A 19421-nucleotide genomic window follows, 5' to 3' on the forward strand; every position below is an offset into this window, starting at 1 on the left:
TTAAACTTAAGTGTCGGTTTTTACTCCAAAGTGTCCGAATCATTTCCGACACCACTGTCCGATTAGAACCGACATCACTGTCCGAACTCAACCGACATTAGTGTCCGATTTGAACCGTTTTTTGCATCTTTCTCATATGCTCCGTATAAAGGCAGCAACAAAGAGATGCTGAGTGATGAAGATATAAACAGAGATCTGATGCTTATAAAGCGTTTTACCACAAAAATACGTCTATATTCGGCTAGTGAAGCGCAAAAAGTTCTCCCTATTGCAGAGAGACTAGACATGAAAGTTCATTTAGGTATTTGGCTCTCTCCTGTTTTAGAAGATAATGAAAAAGAGATTGCTTTAGCAAAAGAGCTTTTAGATGCTCACTATGCAAACATACTCTCCGTAATTGTCGGAAATGAGGTGCTTCTTCGCAAAGATTTAGAGCTTGATAAGCTGGTTGCATACATCAGGGATTTTAAAGAGACGATATCTAAACTCGAGAAAAAGTATAAAAAAAAAGATCAAAAGCCTATTGTTACTACGTCAGATGTGTGGAATGTTTGGGTTGAGTATCCTGCTCTTGGGAATGAAGTTGATGCGGTAAGCATTCATATCCTTCCATATTGGGAAAAAATCAGAGCTGAGAGTTTTTTGCCATTTTTTAAAGATGTTTACCAAAGGGTAGAAGAGACGCATAAAAATAAGCCAATTACCATCGGCGAGTTTGGCTGGCCTAGTCAGGGCTACAATAACAAAAGCGCCGTGGCAAGTCCTGAGAATCAGGCAACCGTTATTAGAAGATTTCTGATTTTTGCAAAAGAGGAGAAGCTTAGCTATAACCTTATGGAAGCGTTTGATCAGCCGTGGAAGGGCGTTCATGAAGGAAGTGTCGGACCCTACTGGGGTATATTTGATGCTAAAAGAAATCAGAAGTTTGAGATGCAGGGAGCCGTTCTTGTAGAGCCATTTTGGTTTATGCAGATGGTTGCTGCCGCATTGATAGGTGCTATTTTGACATTCTTCGGGCTTAGAAATCAGCATATAAACTTCCTACATGCAATTACATACGGTTTGGCCACGCAGGGAATCTCCTTTGGTATAGTTATGTCAGCCGTTTATCCGTTTACGCACTATATGAATTTCGGCATGTGGATTATGTGGGGAATGGGCTCCATTCTTATGGTGCCTCTTACGCTAATTACGCTTGCAAAGGCAAATGAACTCTTTAAATGTACGATAGGAAAACGTCCAAAAAGACTTATTCCGCTTGATTTAAAATCAAATCACGTTCCGTTTGTAAGCATACATGTTCCTGCATACAAGGAACAGCTACATGTTTTAGTTGAGACGCTTATGGCACTCTCAAAGCTCAAATATACAAACTACGAGGTTTTGGTTATAATCAACAATACGCCTGAGGAGTTCTATAAAGCTCCTATAAAAGCACTTTGTGAAGAGCTTGGCGAGAAGTTTGTATATATTGATATCGAGTGCGACGGTTTTAAGGCGGGAGCACTAAATAAAGCGCTCTCTTTTGTAAATCCTAATGCTGAAATATTGGCGGTTGTCGATGCCGACTATGTTATCTCTCCAACTTGGCTCATTGAATTGATTCCTATTTTTGATGATGCCAAGGTAGCACTTATTCAGGCTCCGCAAGACCATAGAGACGGCAAAGAGTCACTTCTGAAAACTGCTATGAATGCGGAGTATGCGGGCTTTTTCGATATCGGGATGGTTGAGCGCAATGAAGAAAACGCCATAGTTGCCCACGGAACTATGCTAATGATACGTAAAAGCGCATTTGATGAAGTAGGTCAGTGGAACACAGATACCATAGTTGAAGACAGCGAACTTGGACTTAGACTTTTTGAAGCAGGTTATATAGGTCACTATACAAACCGCAGATACGGTCACGGTTTGCTTCCAGACACCATAGAGGCATTTAAAAATCAGCGTCACCGCTGGGCTTACGGGGCTATCCAGATACTTAAAAAGCATTGGCACCACTTTAAACCATCATCAAAAACTTTGACTCCTGCGCAAAAGCACCACTTTATTACGGGATAGTTTTTTTGGCTCTCTGACGCACTTGGAACGGTGACTTCGATGCTAAACATTATTTGGGTGCCCGTTATAATCTTTGTCGGTGTTACAATTCCTACTATTGCGCTTACTGTGCCTATTTTAACGGCATTTTTGGTAAACGTCATCCATTCGTTTGTGCTTTATAGAACCAGAGTAAAAGCAAATCTGTTTCACTCATTTTTGGGCGCTATTGCGGCGATGAGCCTTCAGCTTACGATTTTTAAAGCTGTTTACGACGGATTTGTAAAAGACAGCTTGCCGTTTAAACGCACGGAAAAGGGCGGAAACAGTAAAAAAAGCGTCAGCAGTCCCGTGAAAAACGAGATTATTTTAGCTTTGTTGCTTATCGGGTCGTTTACAGCGCTTATTATGACAAACTATCAGGAAATAGTAGAGGTTTATCTCTTTGCTTCTACGCTCTTTATCCAAAGCATTCCCTACATCTCGGCTATTGTTCTTAGGCTTATAGAGAAAAGTTCATTTAAAAGAGTGCAATAAGTGCTCTGAAACCACTCTTATTGCCTCTTTGTAGCGTTTGTTATGGGTTGTACTCTCAAAGTTGGAGCTCATCATCGAGTAGATGTAAAAGTGCGGGTTTTTGGCGTATAAATTTTTTAACATGTAGATAATTGTTTTTGGCGAAATATGGTGGCTTAGGTTTAGAGTGCTCTGCTCACGCAAAGAGCAAGCCAACGCGTAGGGGTTTTTCTCATCATGACAGCTGTCTATAAAAACTATCTCATCAGCATCTTGAAGCTCTAAAACCATCTCAGGTGTTAGCTGATGAGCAGATATGAGTTTTGTCTCTTTTAGAGGAGAGTTTTGCAGCTCTTTTATAACATCAAGCCCAAAAGCATCTTCGCCTCTAATGGAGCTTCCATAACCAATGATGACTCTCATCAGTTTCTATCAATCACTTGGATTACTTTTTTGTTGTGGTCGCGCACCTCGATTTTTGATGAGACTATTCCCAGCGCATGAGTAGAACAGCTAAGGCATGGGTCAAAACATCTTATGACCGCTTCGACTCTATTAAGTGCGCCGTCTGTTATACTTTTGCTATCCACAAACGCAATTGCCGTCTGTTTTACTCCGGCGTTCATTGCAAGGTTGTTGTTTCCCGTCGCAATGATGAGATTTACGGCTGTTATGATGCCCTCTTTTGTGACTTGATAATCGTGAAAGAGTGTTCCTCTTGGCGCTTCCGAACACCCGACACCTCTTAGGTTGCTTATTTTTGAGGTTACTTTTACATTTTCGCTCATCGTCTCATCGTCATTTAAAAGCTCTTCTATTTTCTCGATGGCGTAAATAATCTCGATAAGCCTTGCGTAGTGGTAGTAAAATGAGTTTAAAACAGGTTTGCCGCCACCAAGCGTCTTGAACTTTTTAAGCTCCTCATCCGCCAAAGGAGTGCCGCAGCTTTGTGCTATGTTTAGTCTTGCAAGTGCTCCGACTCTGTACATTCCATTCTCATAGCCAAGCGGTTTGTAGTATGGAGATTTTAGGTAGCTATCCTCTTCCACCGCTTCGCCGATAAACTCTCTGTAATCTTGCGCTCTGATTTTATCTTTGAGGATATTTCCCTCGCTGTCCATAAAACAGAGCTCTCCGTCGTAGTGCTCAAGCGTTCTCTCTTCATTTGAAAGTGCCATAAAAAGAGAGGGAAAAGTTGCAAAAGCGTCTATCTCTTTTTGAAACTTATGAAGATTTGTTTTAAAAAACTCTAGCTCACCCTGCGCTATTTTCATCATATCTGGGATTTGTGAGAGTATCGCCTCTTTTTGGCTTTGCTCTATTTTATGCTCCACTCCGCCTGCCACTATGCCTGTGGGGTGGATTCTTTTTCCCGCCAACTCCTCTATGATTTTTTGCCCGAATGCTCTTAGATTTATACCGTCTCTTGCCATTTGAGGATGCGTCTGCATCATTTTAAAGATATTTCTATCCTCTTTTGGCGCGTCAAAACCGTAGATAAAATCGGGACTTGAGAGGTGAAAAAAGTTTAGCGCGTGGGATTGGACTATCTGCGCTAAGTTTATGATTTTTCGTATATTTATACCCGCTTGCGGCGGAGTGATACAGAGAATCTCATCTATAGCTTTAGTAGATGCTATAACGTGGCTGACTGGGCAGATACCACAAGTTCTCGCAGTTATTGCTGGCATCTCGGTGTAGATTCTGCCCTCGCAAAACTTCTCAAAACCGCGGTATTGCGTTACATGTATCTTTGCATCTTCTACTTTGCCGTTTTCATCAAGGTCGATTGTTATCTTTGCATGCCCCTCGATTCTTGTTACGGGGTCGATTATGATTTTTCTGTTTTCCATAACTATTTTCCAAATCTTGTAAGGGAGTGTATATTTATTTCTCTGCCCTCTATAAGCGCTTTAAGCATCTCATATATCGCATCTGAGGGAGTAGGGCAGCCGGGAAGAAAGTAGTCTACATCTACAACTTCATGCAGAGGTAAAACTTTATCCAGAAGTTTTGGCACTATTTTGGATGGGTACGTATTGTTCTCATTTGTATCTGCCAAATCTAAATAACCCCTCTCTAAAACCGCATCACTGCCAAATAGGTTTTTCATAGCCGAGACATTTCCCGTAATTGCGCAATCTCCAAGAGCGAGTATGAGTTTTGAGTTCTCTCTTATCTTCTTTATCATCGCTATATCGTGCTCGGTGCTTAGTGCACCCTCAACTATGGCTAAATCAACATCTTTTGGAAACTCTTTTGCATCGACATAAGGGCTGTAAACGACATCAATAAGAGGAGCTATCTCTATGAGTTTCTCATCCATATCGAGTATCGACATGTGACATCCCGAACAGCCATCAAGCCAAAGAGTTGCAAGGCGCAGTTTTTTTGGAGAATCTTTCATCTGTCTTACCTCTGTTGTAAAGAGAATAGTATAACAAATTTATGAGTTGGTTTGATAACTCAAAATAATTTTCTTCGTTCCCTCTTTAGCTTCATAACATATACTAATTTTATATGACAATCTGCAATATTTTTAATTTGAATTGACAAATATAGAATTTGATAATTTGCGGTCGAAATTTTCGACCCCAAATTTTTCTAAAATAAGAACAAATCCAAAAGTATTTACCGAACAAGGCATATATATGCTCGCAACCATATTAAAAAGCAAAGCTGCCTCTGATGTAACCATTTCATTAATAAAAACCTTTGCAAAAATGAGAAAACTCATTTTAGATAATGCCTCTATTTTCCAACGATTTGACAAGATTGAGCAACAACTTCTACTTCACAACAACAATTTTGACACAATTTTTAAAGCCATAGAATCCAAACAGCTAAAGCCAACTCAAGGGGTATTCTATGATAGACAGATTTATGATGCTTATATTTTTGCAAGTGATTTAGTAAAAAGTGCAAAAGAAGAGATAATTTTGATAGACAATTACATAGACGATACGGTATTTACCCTGTTTTCAAAAGTTCCAAATATTCAAGTTACGATATACACGCACATCATCTCAAAGCAACTCAAACTTGACTATGAAAAATACTCTAAACAATATAATAACATCACGCTCAAAACTTTTAAAAACTCTCATGATAGATTTTTAATCTTTGATAAAAAAGAGATTTATCATCTTGGTGCAAGTTTAAAAGATTTAGGTAAAAAATTGTTTGCGTTTTCTAAAATAAATATAGATGTTGATGATTTATTATCAAAATTAAATAAGAACTATATGAGTTCGTTTGACAACTCAAAATAATTTTCTTACATGTAGGTTTATTTACCTGCTAAATTTTTAAGAGTTGGGTTATTTATAAGGGTAGTGTTCAAGATTCTGTGTCAGCATCGAGTAATTCCTAAAATTGTATCATAAATTTAATGCGTCATCAAGCCGTCCCTCAAAGTGGATGGCTAATTGAGAGAGTGTTAAGCTCCAGTTTCTAATCGGCATAGTCCATTTTTGCTGGGCATTTTGAATCCCCATATAAAGTAGTTTTAGTAGGCTATCATCATTAGGAAAAGCACCTTTGGTTTTTGTTAGAGTCCTAAACTGGCGGTGGACTGATTCGATGATATTAGTTGTGTAAATAACTCTGCGTATATCTTCTGGGTACTGAAAGTACACAGATAAATTCTCCCATTTATTTCTCCAAGATTGAAAAACGATAGGGTATTTTTTACCCCATTTTTCTTCCAATTTATCGAGCTCAAACTCCGCTTCTTCTTTTGTAAAAGCTTGATAAACGGCTTTGAGTTCTTTAGCAAATTGTTTTTGATTGGCAGAACCAACATACTTGAGGCTGTTGCGTATTTGATGGACGATGCAGAGTTGCACTTGAGTATCTGGAAATACTGAGTTTATGGCTTCTGGAAAGCCTTTAAGTCCATCTACTGAAGCGATAAGAATATCTTTAACTCCGCGGTTTTGTAAGTCAGTGAGCACCTGTAACCAGAACTTAGCGCCTTCGCTCTCGTTTAGATACAATCCAAGTACCTCTTTTTTACCATCCACACGCACGCCCAGCACTGTGTAAAATGCTTTTGAGATATAGCGACCGTCCTCTTTGACTTTGTAATGAATGGCATCTAAAAATATAAATGGATAAACAGCCTCCAAGGGTCTTGTTTTCCACTCTTGAAGCATAGGAATGATTTTATCGGTTACAGCGCTTATTGTCGCTTTAGAGAAGCCTACGCAGTAAATATCTTCGATATGTTTGGCTATTTGAGAATAGCTGTTGCCTAAAGCATAGAGTGAGAGAATCTTTTTTTCAATCTCATCGCTCATGGTGGTTTGATTTTTCTTAACAATTTCAGGCTCAAAGCTGCCGTTGCGGTCTCTTGGCACATCAAGCTCAAATACTCCATGATTACTTTTCATAGTCTTTGAACTATAGCCATTTTTTCTGTTTCTTTGGAGGTCAGCAGAGAGATGAGAATCTATCTCAGCTGCGAGTGCAGCTTCGGTGAGCTGTTTTATGAGTGAGCCTAAAGCCCCGTCTGAGCCACCAATACTTTTACCTGCTTTTATATCACGAGCAAATTGCTCTACATCTATTTCTATCTTCATGTGTCTTTCCTTGGGTATTTGTTATTTTACCCGATTGACACAGAATTATGAACGGTCCCTTTATAAGTGATTTTATCTGCGTAATTGCTGTTTGGTTTAGTCTTACCAGTCGCTCATTTTGGGGTATATTTTGTTTGATAAGCTCCGCATTGATACTCTCAAGATTTGAAAGCACTATGAGTTGCTCTACGCTTGCATAGTCTCTAACATTACCATCTTTGTCTTTGTTGGCTTCTCGCCACTCTTTTGAAGTCATCCCAAACAGAGCAACATTTAGTAAATCTGCTTCATCTGCATAAATAAAGCTCTCTTTTGGTTTGTTTATCGTCCGTGGCAACAAATGCTCTTTTATAGCATCCGTATGAATTTTGTAATTTATTTTTGACAAACTTCTACTCAAATCCCATTCAAGCGATTTGTTTTGTATCTCATCTTCTTTTAGTCTTTGAAACTCTTTAATGAGAAATAGTTTAAACTCGGCACTTATCCAAGATGCAAATTCAAATGCTATATCTTTATGAGCATAAGTACCGCCATATCTGCCTGCTTTGGAGATTATGCCTATGGCAGATGTTTTTTTTATCCATCTTTTTGGTGTAAGAATAAAACTATTTACTCCTGCTTGCATTTTAATTCCATCGAATTCGATGGAATTAAAATTATCATTATTGATTTTTTCCCATAAACCTAAAAACTCTATCGTTTCTCTGTTTCGCATCCAGTTTTGCAAAATATAATCACTTCGCTCTTTATCTTTATATCTTGCTATATCCGTCAAAGATATAAAATCAACTTTTGCATGTTGCTTAATATAGACTTCTGTATTTTGTACTAAAATTTTGTTATTTTTCATCTTAAGGCTTGCATATATTTTTCTTAATATATCTCATAAATTAGAGATAGCTAGAAAATATTGCAATTTGTTATATTTTTGCTCTTAGTAATAAGCCTCAACTCAAAATAATTTTCTTATATGTAGGTTTACTTACCCCCTATTTTTTATAAGCTCCGTAATAATGCCCCTTTTTTTAATGACCTCTTCTTCGCTGATATCTTTCTCATAAAGCGCACCAGTCGGGCAGACATAGACGCATTTGCCGCAACTCGTGCAACTCTGCGAATCAGCCCAAGGCTCGTCCATATCATGCACTATACGCATATTTAACCCTCTGCCTGCTAAATCAAGCGCATGCGCGCCCTCAATCTCATCGCAGACACGGATACATCTTGTACACAAAATACATCTGTTTGGGTCGTTTACAAAGTTTTTATGCGAAGCGTCTATCTCAAATCTTTGGTTCAGATACGGCACCTCAGAGTGCTCAAGCTCAAGCTCTACCGACTTGTTTTGAAGTTCGCAGTCTCCGTTTGCAACGCAGGTAGAGCATACGTGGGAGCGTTCAGAAAACATCATAGAGAGTATCATCTTTCTTGCGGCTTCTATCTGGGGTGAATTAGTAGTTACTTCCATCCCCTCTTTTATCTTTGCGGTACATGCGGGGGTAGGCTCATGGCTGCCCTTAATCTCCACTATGCACATTCTGCACGAGCCGACACAGCTAAGTCCCTCTAAGTAACACATAGTGGGAATCTCGATGTTGTTGTCGCGTGCAACTTCCAAAATAGTCTGGTTAGACTGCCCAGTGACGCAGATATCATTTATCTTAAAGCTTTTAACTCTTACTTTTTCTCTAATCATTGTTATACCAAATCCCATTAGCTAATTATATGTTAAACGATTGTATCGCATGTCAATGCGAGGCACAACTTTGAAGACGCTACCAGTAGCTTCAAAAAATTGTAACGAAACAGTGGCGTGCGATACAATCGCCTTACGGGTAAAAGAGAAGCTATCGTCTACCTCGTTATATCTTTTTGCCTTAGCCCTGCTAGGGCTGCAAAGATATGCCTCATAGCCAATAGCTTCTCTTTTATTTAACAAATAGCTGGCTAATGGCATTTGGTATCTATTCCCGCCAGATACTCATCTTCAAAGTATCTTATTGTGCTTAAAACTGGATTTGGCGCAGTCTGTCCAAGCCCGCAAAGACTTGTACTTTTTACCATGTTGCACATCTCTTTTAGAAGTTCAAAATCTTTTTTTGTAGCCTCTTTTTTTATAAACTTATCCAAAAGAAGTGTAAGCTCGGTTGTCCCTACCCGACACGGTGTACACTTTCCGCACGATTCGCTCCTGCAAAAGTCCATAAAGAAACGTGCAATCTCAACCATGTTTGAACTGTCATCAATTACTATCAGCCCGCCGCTTCCCATAATGGAGCCCGCACTCTTAAGCGACTCATAATCAATCTGCAGGTCTAAAAGATGCTCTGGAATACACCCTCCGCTAGGACCACCTGATTGTATGGCTTTAAATTTTCGCCCCTCGGTAGCGCCGCCGCCGATGTCAAAGATAAGCTCTCTTAAAGTTGTTCCCATTGGAACTTCGACAAGTCCCGTGTTTTTTATATGTCCCGTGAGTGCAAAAACTTTTGTTCCGCTTGAGCTCTCCGTGCCTATGGCTTTAAACCAAGCACCGCCGTTTTTGATGATGGGTGTGATGTTCGCGAGTGTCTCGACATTGTTTAAAACAGTAGGTTGACCCCAAAGACCGTGATCACTCAGATGAGGCGGTTTTTGCCTTGGATGTCCGCGATTGCCTTCTATGGAAGCTATAAGGGCAGTAGCCTCTCCGCAAACAAACGCTCCTGCGCCGAGGCGAATTTCAACAGTGAAATTAAAACCGCTGTGAGCGATATTCTCTCCCAATATCCCAAGTTTTGTTGCCTGTTTTATGGCTCTATTTAGCTTCTCTACCGCTATTGGGTATTCCGCGCGAACATAGATATAACCTTTGTTTGCTCCGCAGGCATAACCCGCAATCGCCATTCCCTCTAACACTCTGTGCGGATCAGACTCCATAACCGCTCTGTCCATAAAAGCCCCAGGGTCGCCCTCATCACCGTTGCAGATGATGTACTTCTGTAGGCTTTGCACTTTAGAGACGCTCTCCCATTTCAGTCCTGTCGGATAGCCTCCGCCGCCGCGACCGCGAAGAGCGCTGATCTTTACCTCTTCGATAACCTCTTTTGGGCTCATCTCATCTAGTGCCTTAAATAGCGACATGTAGCCGCCGTGAGCTATATAATCCTCTATATCGTCAGGGTCTATAAGCCCCTCGTTCTCAAGAACGATTCTTCTCTGTTTTGTGTAAAAAGGAGTTGAACGCTCAGGGCTAATCTCTCTTGGATTTTTTTCATTATCTTCTCTTTTTTTGCTCGCTAACTCTTGCAGCTCTGCGGTTGATGTTATCATTTTATCATCTCCTCAATATCGCATAGTGGATTTTCAAGCGATACTTTACCTTTTATCTGCTCATCACAGACTATGACGGGAGCCAAAGAGCATGAGCCGAAACATCTTGCAGTAAGTAGTGATAAAGCTTCATCCGATGTAGTTTCACCCGCTTTAATGCCAAATCTTTTTTCTATCTTCTCAAGGATTTTCTCAGAGCCTTTTATATAACAGGCAGTTCCCAAACAGACGACTACATTGTGTCTGCCTTTTGGTTTTAGCCTGAAGTAGTTGTAAAAGGTGACAACACCGTAAACTTTTGAGTAGGGGAGTTTTAATCTTTTGGCGATGTATTTGAGCGTATCGATGCCCAAATACCCGAATATCTCTTGAGCGCTGTGAAGAACTTCGATGAGAGCGTTTTTCTCATAAGAGAGCTTTTTCATGCTCTTTTCCAGTGTGTTGTATCTGTCGTCTGCGCTAATATTCATCTTGTAATATCCTTTATAGGAAACTTTCTTTATTATAAGGAACAATTAATTAAAATAGTCTAATCTTTACAAAAAAGGCGGCAGATAATGTGCAAAGATTGCGGATGCAGTATAACGGAGCATACACACGAACATACTCATGATATGCAAAACGTCCATGCAAACCCTCAGCTAAATGACGCAAAGACCATAGAGGTAATTGAGAAGATTTTGGATAAAAATGACCATGAGGCTTCTCATAACAGAGCACATTTTGAGAGTCACAATGTTTTGGCTATTAACATTATGAGCAGTCCCGGAAGCGGAAAAACAGCTCTTTTAGAGAAGTTTGCAGACATGGCAAAGTTCAGATTTTCCGTCATAGAAGGAGATTTAGAGACTTCAAGGGATGCAGATAGACTAATAGCAAAAGGTATAGATGCTTATCAGATACAAACGGGGAGTGCGTGTCACTTGGATGCCTTTATGGTTCATAAAGCGCTTCATCACTTAGACCTTGAGAAGGTTGATGTCTGTTTTGTAGAAAATGTCGGAAACCTTGTCTGTCCAGCCTCTTATGATGTCGGAACACACTTAAACATCGTCCTTGTAAGTGTCCCTGAGGGAGATGACAAGATAGCAAAATACCCAGTGATGTTTCGCAAAGCCGATTTGGTTCTTATAACAAAAACAGATCTCTTGCCATATATTGATTTTGATGTGGAAGCCGAGAAAAAAGAGGCGAGAAAGCTAAAACCAAACGTTGATATTTTGGAGATGAGCATCAAGGATGACGCTTCAGTGCAGAGAGTGCTTAACTGGATAGAGTTTAAAAGAGAGATGAGATAATGTGCCTCTCAATCCCAAGCCGCGTAACAAAGATAGACAAAGAGAAAAACGTAGCCACTGTCGATACGATGGGAGTGAGCCGCGAAGCTTCGCTTGACCTTATGGAGGAGGGAAGTGTAGCGGTGGGGGATTATGTACTTATACATGTAGGTTTTATAATGAACAAAATCGACAATGAAGATGCCCTGCTTAGCTTAGAAGCGTTTGATGAGATAGCAAGAAGAATGGACGATGATGAGTAGAGAGCTGGGGTTAAAAGAGCTCTACTTCGGCTTTAGAGACCCTCGTATCATAAAAGCCTACGCAAAGCTTATAGAGCAAGAAGCCCAAAAAATACCACATGAGGTAAACATCATGGAGGTGTGCGGCGGACATACGCATACCATTATGAAGTACGGTTTAAACCAGCTTCTGCCAAAAAATGTAAAGTTTGTTCACGGTCCAGGCTGTCCTGTCTGCATCATGCCAAAGGAGAGGATAGACCACGCCTATGTGCTCTCTGAGCAAAAAGATGTCATCCTGATAACTCTCGGCGATATGATAAAAGTCCCAGGAAGCCACGGAACGCTTCAAGATGCAAGAGCAAAGGGAAGCGACGTAAGATTTGTCTACTCTCCTATGGACACGCTCAAAATCGCTGCGCAAAACCCAGATAAAACAGTTATATTTTTTGCCATAGGTTTTGAGACGACAACGCCCATGACAGCGGCACTTATCAATCAAGTCATAGAGAAGCGTATAACTAACATCCTCTTTCACATAAACCACGTAACCGTTCCTGAGCCGATGAGGGTTTTGCTAGACGATGAAACAAACAAGATAGACGCTTTTATTGGACCTGCACATGTCAGTGTTATCAGCGGAAGCAAGATTTACGACGAATTTCCCCGTGATTATAAAAAGCCTCTGGTTGTAAGCGGTTTTGAGCCTGTTGATGTTATGAAGTCGGTTTTAATGATTTTAAAACAGTTGAGCGAAGAGAGATGCGAAGTTGAGGTCGAGTACAGCAGAAGCGTTACGCATAATGGCAATACAGAGGCACAAAAATTAAATAACATGTACTTTGAGAAAAGAGAGCATTTTAGATGGCGCGGCATCGGCGATATTGCAAAGAGTGCATTGAAGTTAAAGGATGAGTACGGACAGCTTGATGCTGAGGTTTTTTACAAAGAGATACTGCCAAATGAGAAGATAGACGACCATAGACTCTGCATCTGCGGAGATATTTTAAAAGGCAAGGCAAACCCAGTAGAGTGCAAAGTCTTCGGCAAAGCCTGCACGCCCTCAAGCCCGCTTGGAAGCTGTATGGTAAGCAGCGAGGGGGCATGTGCCGCGTACTATAAGTATGGGAATCTGTTATAATGTTTTTTAAATCTTAGCATTTTGTTAAAAAAAAGGGTGTTTATAAATCATGAAAAAAAGAACAAAAATAGTAGCGACAGTCGGGCCTTCATGTGATAGTTTGGAGAGAATTATAGAGCTGATAAGGGCAGGAGTAAATGTCTTTAGACTCAACTTCTCTCACGGTACGCACGAGTATCATCTGGGCGTTTTGCAAAGAATCAGAGAGGCAAGCAAGCAGACAGCTCTTTTCATAGGAGTTTTGCAGGATATCAGCGGTCCTAAGATAAGAGTAGGGGAGTTAGATGGCGCTTTTGAGATTATGCACGGCGACAAGATAGAGATATTAAAAAAAGAAGTAACCGGATACAAAAGCGAAGATGAGAGCTATGTGGTGAGCATCAGCGAGCCTAAAATTTTACAAAATCTTCAGATGGATAGCCATATCTTCTTTTGTGATGGGCAGATTAAGACAAAAATAGTAGAAATAAAAAATGACAAAATTGTGGTTGAAGCTCTTAGTAACGGTATCTTATCCTCTTTTAAAGGGGTTAATTTTCCAAACACCAAACTAGGTCTTGATGTACTTACGCCAAAAGATATAAAAGATATGGAGTGGGGCGTAAAAAACAGTGTTGATTTTATGGCGATATCGTTCGTTCAACATGCAAAAGACGTCATAAAAGCCAGAGAGATTGTAAGCTCTTTTGGCGGAGATGTGCAGATATTTGCAAAGATAGAGAAGTTTGATGCCGTTGAAAATATTGACGAGATCATAGAAGCAAGTGACGGGGTAATGGTTGCAAGAGGCGATTTGGGGATAGAGATTCCCTACTATGAAGTGCCTCAGGTTCAAAAAATGATTATCCAAAAAGCAAATGAGATGAGCAAGCCCGTCATTACCGCCACTCAAATGCTTCTCTCGGTGACAAACTCCAAGAGTGCGACAAGGGCGGAGATAAGCGACGTGGCAAATGCCGTACTTGATGGAACTGACGCAGTTATGCTCTCCGAAGAGACGACCGTGGGCAAATACCCCGTAGAGGCGGTAACAATTATGATGGAAACCATCAGAGCGACTGAGAGGTCAACTTATCCATATCATAAATTTTCAGATTTTGTGATGCATGATTTTACAGACAGCATAAACTACTCCGCTGCAAGGTTGTCAAACCATCTAAAAACAGACGGGATTATTGCCATGACAAACTCAGGCAACAGTGCGAAAAAAATCGCAAGATACAGACCAAACCAGACTATTTACGCGGGCTTTCATTCGCAAAAAACGGCAAGAGTTCTGACTATTGTTTGGGGCGTAGTTCCCGCATTTTTGGTAAAAAAAGGCTCAATCGGGCAGATGCTCAACCAGCTTTTAAACGATGGAATAAAACGCAATCTAATCAGCTTCGAGAAAAGCTACATTCTTATAGCAGGCGATCCGTCCGGGGTGAGCGGCAGCACAAATATGATAAGAGCGCTTCGAAAAGAGGAGATGGAATTTTTTGTTAATCTAAAAGATTTGGGTTGTTATGAAGTGTAAATATTCTAACTAATTTAGTTAAAATACATAAGAAAATAATAAAGTACATATATTAGGAAAAAGAAGCAATGGCGAAAGAGAAACAAGAAGAGTCGATAGAAAAACAACTATGGAAAGCCGCAGATAAACTACGAAAAAATATTGATGCCGCAGAGTATAAACATGTGGTTATGGGGCTTGTTTTTCTAAAGTATATCTCTGATAGTTTTGAAGAACTTTATAACCAACTAAAAGCTGGCGACGGTGACTATGCAGGAGCTGACCCAGAAGATAGAGATGAGTACAAAGCTGAAAATGTGTTTTTTGTTCCACCTACTGCCAGATGGTCGTTTCTTCTTTCAAATGCCAAACTGCCAAATATAGGAAAGATTGTTGATGAAGCTATGGATGTTGTCGAAAAAGATAACCCATCTCTAAAAGGTGTATTGCCAAAAGTCTTTGCAAGAGACAATCTTGACAGTAAATCTCTCGGCGGACTCATTGACCTTATAGGAAACATAGCGTTTGGAGATGCAAAGGCTAGAAGTGCCGATGTGCTTGGTCATGTGTTTGAGTACTTTTTAGGCGAGTTTGCTCTTGCTGAGGGCAAACAGGGCGGACAGTTCTATACTCCAAAAAGTGTTGTTGAGCTTCTTGTAAAGATGCTTGAACCGTACAAGGGTAGAGTTTTTGACCCTTGTTGTGGAAGCGGCGGTATGTTTGTTCAGTCTGAAAAGTTTGTCACAGAACATCAAGGGCGTATTAACGATATATCTATCTACGGTCAAGAGTCAAACCAAACCACATGGCGACTGGCAAAAATGAACCTTGCCATCCGTGGAATAGACAGCTCACAAGTCAAATGGAACAACGAAGGCTCATTTTTAAATGATGCTCACAAAGACCTCAAAGCCGACTTCATCATCGCTAACCCGCCTTTCAATGTGAGTGACTGGAGCGGTGACCTGTTACGAAACGACGGAAGATGGAAATACGGAACGCCGCCAGAGGGAAATGCCAACTACGGATGGATACAACACTTTCTTTATCACTTGGCACCAACAGGAACGGCAGGTTTTGTACTGGCAAAAGGAAGCCTCACTTCCAACACTTCAAACGAGGGCGAAATCAGAAAAGCTCTCATCGAAGCCAACTTAATCGACTGCATAGTAAATCTACCTGCAAAACTCTTTTTAAATACTCAAATCCCCGCTTCAATATGGTTTATGAAACGAGGACGAACAACCAAAGATATTTTATTTATAGACTCTCGAAATATGGGTGCGCTTATCAACAGACGCACTAAAGAGTTCAGCCATGAAGACACAAACTATATAGCTAAAGTTTACCACGACTGGAAAATTCATACCTCTCGTCATTCCGTACTTGATACGGAATCCACTTATCAAGACATAAAAGGCTTCTGCGTATCAGCAAGCCTCGAAAAAGTACGAGAGATGAATTATGTTCTCACTCCTGGGCGATATGTAGGACTTGAAGATGTTGAGGATGAGTTTGACTTCAAAGAGAGATTTGCTTTTCTACAACAAGAGCTAAAAGAGCAGATGCAAGAGGAACAAAGCCTAAACGACAAAATCTTGGCAAATCTAGCCAAAGTAAACTTGGTGGTAGAAAATGAAGCCAACTAAGATAATCTCATCAGAGTATAAAGAGTGGATAAATGAGATAAAACAAAAGTTTCAAAGATCTCAAATAAAGGCATCAATACAAGTTAATAGCACTTTGTTGGAGTTTTATTGGAACCTTGGAAATGAAATAGTTGAAAAACAAAAAAATAGCACTTGGGGAAGTGGTTTTTTACAGCAACTAAGCAATGATTTGAGTGCAGAATTTTCTGATGTAAAAGGGTTTTCATATCGTAATTTAAAATATGTACGACAGTGGTTTTTATTTTATACGACAATGGATACAAAAGGGAAACAGCTTGTTGCCCAATATGATGATAAAAAGAGGAAACAAGTTGTTTCGCAAATTTTGATGATACCATGGGGACATAATATCGCCATCATTCAAAAATGCAAAAGTGTAGATGAAGCCATCTATTATGTACAAAACACTATTGAAAACGGTATTAGTAGAAATGTACTTATTCACCAAATAGAAACAAATCTTTATGCAAGGGATGGAAAAGCTATCACAAATTTTGAAGCTACATTGCCACCTATTCAATCTGATTTAGCCAAAGAGATTACAAAAGACCCTTATAACTTTGATTTTTTGAGCCTTACAAAAGGCTACCTTGAAAAAGAGTTAGAAAATGCTCTCACGGACAATATCACAAAATTTTTACTAGAACTTGGAAGCGGATTTGCCTTTGTGGGCAGACAGTATAAGCTCCTAGTCGGTGGTGGTGAGTTTAGAATAGATTTGCTTTTTTATCATATAAAGCTTAAGTGTTATGTGGTAGTGGAGCTAAAGGTAGAAGAGTTCAAACCAGAGTTTGCAGGAAAACTTAGCTTTTATACATCAGCAGTAGATGGTGAGCTAAAAGATAAAAATGACAATCCAACCATAGGGATACTCATCTGCAAATCCAAAAATGACATAGTTGTAGAGTATGCACTCAAAGATATAAATAAACCTTTGGGTATTAGTGAGTACGAGCTCACAGAAATCCTTCCAAAAGAGTATAAATCATCACTTCCTAGCATAGAGCAAATAGAGGCACAATTAGAAGATGAGAATGCAGAGGCGGTGGGTGATGAGTGAGTGGAAAGAATATAAAATTTCTGAGATTGCATATGTCATTGGTGGTGGAACACCTAAAACTGAAATTGAAGAATACTGGAATGGTAATATTCCATGGTTAGCTCCTCGTGATTTAACTGGTTATAGTAATGTTTATATCTCTCATGGTGATAGATTTATTACCGAAATGGGTCTTAAAAATTCATCGACAAAGCTTATGCCAAAAGGATCTGTTCTTTTAACATCAAGAGCACCTATTGGTTATGTAGCAATTGCGCAAAATGAAATTTGCACAAACCAAGGGTTTAAAAGTTTAGTACCAAAAAATGGTATATGCATTAGTGAGTTTTTATATTATTGGATAAAAAACAGTGTTGATTATTTACAACAACTTGGATCAGGGACAACCTTTGCGGAAATATCAGGCAGTGTTGTTAAAGATATAGATATTTTGCTTCCTCAACTTGAAGAACAAAAAGCAATAGCAGAAGTTCTAAGCAGCCTTGATGATAAAATCGACCTTCTCCACCGCCAGAACAAAACCCTCGAAGAACTAGCACAAACACTTTTTAGACAATGGTTTATTGAAGAAGCTAAGGATGAATGGGAAGAAGTTGCACTTGGAGAGGTTGTTGAAACAACATCTGGCGGAACACCATCTAGAAGTAAAATGGAGTTTTATGAAGATGGAACTATTGAATGGATTAAATCAAAAGAATTATCAGGAGGTTTCATACTTTCAACTGAAGAAAAAATTACTGCACAAGCACTAAAAAATTCATCAGCAAAATTATTACCAAAGCACTCTGTGTTAATTGCAATGTATGGAGCAACTGTTGGGGAATATGCAATAATTTCCAAAGAAATGACTTGTAATCAAGCGATATGTGCATTAAAGCCTAACGAAAAGTATCCATATACTTTTTTGTTTATGTTTGTAAAAAACTACAAAGAAGAGATAATCAATATGGCTGTTGGCTCTGCTCAGCAAAACATCAGTCAGCAACTGATTAAAACACTTCCCATACCAACTTGTTTTGAACTTATTGATAATTTTCACAAACAAACAGATTCATTATTTGAAAAAATACTTTCAAATATAAAGCAAATCCAAACTCTTGAAAATATGAGAGACACACTTTTACCTAAGCTTATGAGCGGGGAAGTGAGGGTGAAGTTATAAACGAAAACTAATAAACCAAAACAGCAACATTATGTTCCGAAGTTTTATTTAAAAGAATTTGCGACCAGTGAAACATATGGTAAAAAAGACAAAGCTCAAATTCATATATATGATTTAAATAATGAAAAAAAATCCATACGTAATATAGATACTGTTGCGTATGAACGGTATCTATATTCACCGCAAGATGAAAAAAATAATAGATCATTTTATATGGAAGACAAGTTAGCTGGACTTGAAAATACGATATCTAAAATATGGAGAGAGTTTGTAAATAATCAAGTGGGTTTATCACCTTCGATGAAGAAAGGGGTTGCGCTTTTTATTAGTACACTGATTTTGAGACATCCCGATAAATTAGCAGAATACAAAGAATTTAAAAACTTTTTCTGTAAAGAAATTATGGAAAATATTCCAGAGGGCGACACAAAATTTACTTTTGTTGTTAAAGGTCAAGAGAGTGTTATTGATATAAAAGAGGTAGAAGATTCTATCAATGCTTCAAGCTTTCATGAAAGTATGTTTTTTATTGAAAATATAGAATATTTAGCAACAACTATTATCGAACAACTTATAAAAAAGAAATGGTCTATTATTGCTTCTGAAGAAAAGGTATTTATAACAAGCGATAGACCAGTAATAATTTCAAATGCAAAAACAGGTTTATTGGGTGTTGGGTCTAATGGGGTTGTAATTAGTTTACCTTTAAGCCCTACAAGACTTTTAATTTTAGAAGATAATATCAATAATGAAGAAAATTTAACTGAATACCCTTTAAATAAAGGACATGCTGCATATAACGGTTTATCCGGACACCTCTGTCGGTTTCATTCGGACAGTTGAAGAAGAGATATTTTCTGTGGCGATATTTTAGCATAAGTGTCCGAATGATTTTTTATTTCTCTTGGATTTTTTCT

Annotated in this window: 18 protein-coding genes and 1 pseudogene; 11 read left to right on the forward strand and 8 right to left on the reverse strand. The window is 39.2% G+C overall.

Translation table 11 applies throughout. The features are described from left to right. Positions 1–165 precede the first annotated feature (165 nt). A complete protein-coding gene (locus K0A91_RS09570) occupies positions 166–2061 on the forward strand; it encodes a glycosyltransferase family 2 protein (RefSeq protein WP_295009963.1) in 1896 nt (631 codons plus the stop codon). A 39-nt stretch (positions 2062–2100) separates the two neighbouring features. Next, positions 2101–2577 (forward strand): hypothetical protein, encoded by a 477-nt coding sequence (locus K0A91_RS09575; RefSeq protein WP_295009964.1) that lies wholly within the window; start codon positions 2101–2103, stop codon positions 2575–2577. On the opposite strand, the gene K0A91_RS09580 is transcribed toward K0A91_RS09575, so the two are convergent. From K0A91_RS09580 to K0A91_RS09590, 3 genes are read right to left on the reverse strand one after another with little or no spacing between them, the layout of a single operon-like run. Further along, positions 2557–2979, reverse strand: coding sequence for a hypothetical protein (locus K0A91_RS09580; RefSeq protein WP_295009965.1), 423 nt, complete (start codon positions 2977–2979; stop codon positions 2557–2559). The two genes, K0A91_RS09575 and K0A91_RS09580, sit on opposite strands and share 21 nt — an antisense overlap. After that, entirely contained in the window at positions 2979–4409 is a 1431-nt protein-coding gene (locus K0A91_RS09585; protein ID WP_295009966.1) for a Ni/Fe hydrogenase subunit alpha, read from the reverse strand. The genes K0A91_RS09580 and K0A91_RS09585 overlap by 1 nt, the downstream gene beginning before the upstream one ends. A 2-nt stretch (positions 4410–4411) precedes the next feature. Then, positions 4412–4963: a hypothetical protein gene (locus K0A91_RS09590; protein ID WP_295009967.1), complete on the reverse strand. Its 552-nt coding sequence runs from the start codon at positions 4961–4963 to the stop codon at positions 4412–4414. A gap of 142 nt (positions 4964–5105) precedes the next feature. On the opposite strand from K0A91_RS09590, the gene K0A91_RS09595 reads away from it, so the two are divergent. Further along, positions 5106–5828, forward strand: coding sequence for an ORF6N domain-containing protein (locus tag K0A91_RS09595; RefSeq protein WP_366511632.1), 723 nt, complete (start codon positions 5106–5108; stop codon positions 5826–5828). Between the two features lie 108 nt (positions 5829–5936). On the opposite strand, the gene K0A91_RS09600 is transcribed toward K0A91_RS09595, so the two are convergent. The 5 genes from K0A91_RS09600 to K0A91_RS09620 form a co-directional block, all read right to left on the reverse strand. Further along, entirely contained in the window at positions 5937–7139 is a 1203-nt protein-coding gene (locus K0A91_RS09600; RefSeq protein ID WP_295009969.1) for an IS256 family transposase, read from the reverse strand. Next, a complete protein-coding gene (locus K0A91_RS09605) occupies positions 7102–7992 on the reverse strand; it encodes a KilA-N domain-containing protein (RefSeq protein ID WP_295009970.1) in 891 nt (296 codons plus the stop codon). The genes K0A91_RS09600 and K0A91_RS09605 overlap by 38 nt, the downstream gene beginning before the upstream one ends. A 132-nt stretch (positions 7993–8124) precedes the next feature. Beyond that, the gene (locus K0A91_RS09610; protein ID WP_295009971.1) at positions 8125–8856 is read right to left on the reverse strand and encodes a 2Fe-2S iron-sulfur cluster-binding protein; all 732 of its coding nucleotides are present in this window, start codon (positions 8854–8856) and stop codon (positions 8125–8127) included. A gap of 233 nt (positions 8857–9089) precedes the next feature. Then, the gene (locus K0A91_RS09615; protein WP_295009972.1) at positions 9090–10454 is read right to left on the reverse strand and encodes an NADH-quinone oxidoreductase subunit F; all 1365 of its coding nucleotides are present in this window, start codon (positions 10452–10454) and stop codon (positions 9090–9092) included. Continuing rightward, on the reverse strand, positions 10451–10924 hold the full coding sequence (locus tag K0A91_RS09620; protein ID WP_295009973.1) for an NAD(P)H-dependent oxidoreductase subunit E: 474 nt from the start codon (positions 10922–10924) through the stop codon (positions 10451–10453). The genes K0A91_RS09615 and K0A91_RS09620 overlap by 4 nt, the downstream gene beginning before the upstream one ends. Before the next feature lie 87 nt (positions 10925–11011). Here K0A91_RS09620 and hypB point away from each other — a divergent pair, with 87 nt between their 5' ends. The 8 genes and pseudogenes from hypB to K0A91_RS09660 all read left to right on the forward strand — a co-directional run. Continuing rightward, complete coding sequence (gene hypB / locus K0A91_RS09625) at positions 11012–11752, forward strand: hydrogenase nickel incorporation protein HypB (RefSeq protein ID WP_295009974.1); 741 nt, start codon at positions 11012–11014, stop codon at positions 11750–11752. After that, positions 11752–11994 carry a HypC/HybG/HupF family hydrogenase formation chaperone gene (locus K0A91_RS09630; protein WP_295009975.1) on the forward strand — a complete coding sequence of 81 codons (243 nt, stop codon included), beginning with the start codon at positions 11752–11754 and terminating at the stop codon, positions 11992–11994. The genes hypB and K0A91_RS09630 overlap by 1 nt, the downstream gene beginning before the upstream one ends. Next, entirely contained in the window at positions 11987–13114 is a 1128-nt protein-coding gene (gene hypD, locus K0A91_RS09635) for a hydrogenase formation protein HypD (protein ID WP_295009980.1), read from the forward strand. The genes K0A91_RS09630 and hypD overlap by 8 nt, the downstream gene beginning before the upstream one ends. 49 nt (positions 13115–13163) lie before the next feature. Next, positions 13164–14633 (forward strand): pyruvate kinase, encoded by a 1470-nt coding sequence (pyk, locus tag K0A91_RS09640; RefSeq protein WP_295009976.1) that lies wholly within the window; start codon positions 13164–13166, stop codon positions 14631–14633. Between the two features lie 68 nt (positions 14634–14701). After that, positions 14702–16261, forward strand: a complete 1560-nt coding sequence (locus tag K0A91_RS09645; RefSeq protein ID WP_295009977.1) for a class I SAM-dependent DNA methyltransferase — start codon at positions 14702–14704, stop codon at positions 16259–16261. Next, positions 16248–17342 carry a PDDEXK nuclease domain-containing protein gene (locus K0A91_RS09650; protein ID WP_295009978.1) on the forward strand — a complete coding sequence of 365 codons (1095 nt, stop codon included), beginning with the start codon at positions 16248–16250 and terminating at the stop codon, positions 17340–17342. The genes K0A91_RS09645 and K0A91_RS09650 overlap by 14 nt, the downstream gene beginning before the upstream one ends. Next, the gene (locus K0A91_RS09655; protein WP_295009979.1) at positions 17335–18504 is read left to right on the forward strand and encodes a restriction endonuclease subunit S; all 1170 of its coding nucleotides are present in this window, start codon (positions 17335–17337) and stop codon (positions 18502–18504) included. Before K0A91_RS09650 ends, K0A91_RS09655 begins: the two co-directional genes overlap by 8 nt. A gap of 36 nt (positions 18505–18540) precedes the next feature. Further along, positions 18541–19347, forward strand: a pseudogene (locus tag K0A91_RS09660) (DUF4238 domain-containing protein); the annotation flags it as partial. Positions 19348–19421: the final 74 nt, after the last annotated feature.

This window comes from Sulfurimonas sp. (assembly GCF_019429335.1).
GTDB lineage: Bacteria > Campylobacterota > Campylobacteria > Campylobacterales > Sulfurimonadaceae > Sulfurimonas.

What these genes read in the sequence shown, in the direction of transcription:
- K0A91_RS09600 (WP_295009969.1), bottom strand. Translation starts at nt 7,139, where the DNA reads ATGAAGATAGAAATAGATGTAGAGCAATTTGCTCGTGATATAAAAGCA.
- K0A91_RS09655 (WP_295009979.1), top strand. Translation starts at nt 17,335, where the DNA reads ATGAGTGAGTGGAAAGAATATAAAATTTCTGAGATTGCATATGTCATT.
- K0A91_RS09645 (WP_295009977.1), top strand. Translation starts at nt 14,702, where the DNA reads ATGGCGAAAGAGAAACAAGAAGAGTCGATAGAAAAACAACTATGGAAA.
- K0A91_RS09605 (WP_295009970.1), bottom strand. Translation starts at nt 7,992, where the DNA reads ATGAAAAATAACAAAATTTTAGTACAAAATACAGAAGTCTATATTAAG.
- K0A91_RS09585 (WP_295009966.1), bottom strand. Translation starts at nt 4,409, where the DNA reads ATGGAAAACAGAAAAATCATAATCGACCCCGTAACAAGAATCGAGGGG.
- pyk (WP_295009976.1), top strand. Translation starts at nt 13,164, where the DNA reads ATGAAAAAAAGAACAAAAATAGTAGCGACAGTCGGGCCTTCATGTGAT.
- K0A91_RS09575 (WP_295009964.1), top strand. Translation starts at nt 2,101, where the DNA reads ATGCTAAACATTATTTGGGTGCCCGTTATAATCTTTGTCGGTGTTACA.
- K0A91_RS09570 (WP_295009963.1), top strand. Translation starts at nt 166, where the DNA reads ATGCTGAGTGATGAAGATATAAACAGAGATCTGATGCTTATAAAGCGT.
- K0A91_RS09650 (WP_295009978.1), top strand. Translation starts at nt 16,248, where the DNA reads ATGAAGCCAACTAAGATAATCTCATCAGAGTATAAAGAGTGGATAAAT.
- hypD (WP_295009980.1), top strand. Translation starts at nt 11,987, where the DNA reads ATGAGTAGAGAGCTGGGGTTAAAAGAGCTCTACTTCGGCTTTAGAGAC.
- K0A91_RS09590 (WP_295009967.1), bottom strand. Translation starts at nt 4,963, where the DNA reads ATGAAAGATTCTCCAAAAAAACTGCGCCTTGCAACTCTTTGGCTTGAT.
- K0A91_RS09615 (WP_295009972.1), bottom strand. Translation starts at nt 10,454, where the DNA reads ATGATAACATCAACCGCAGAGCTGCAAGAGTTAGCGAGCAAAAAAAGA.
- K0A91_RS09580 (WP_295009965.1), bottom strand. Translation starts at nt 2,979, where the DNA reads ATGAGAGTCATCATTGGTTATGGAAGCTCCATTAGAGGCGAAGATGCT.
- hypB (WP_295009974.1), top strand. Translation starts at nt 11,012, where the DNA reads ATGTGCAAAGATTGCGGATGCAGTATAACGGAGCATACACACGAACAT.
- K0A91_RS09620 (WP_295009973.1), bottom strand. Translation starts at nt 10,924, where the DNA reads ATGAATATTAGCGCAGACGACAGATACAACACACTGGAAAAGAGCATG.
- K0A91_RS09610 (WP_295009971.1), bottom strand. Translation starts at nt 8,856, where the DNA reads ATGGGATTTGGTATAACAATGATTAGAGAAAAAGTAAGAGTTAAAAGC.
- K0A91_RS09630 (WP_295009975.1), top strand. Translation starts at nt 11,752, where the DNA reads ATGTGCCTCTCAATCCCAAGCCGCGTAACAAAGATAGACAAAGAGAAA.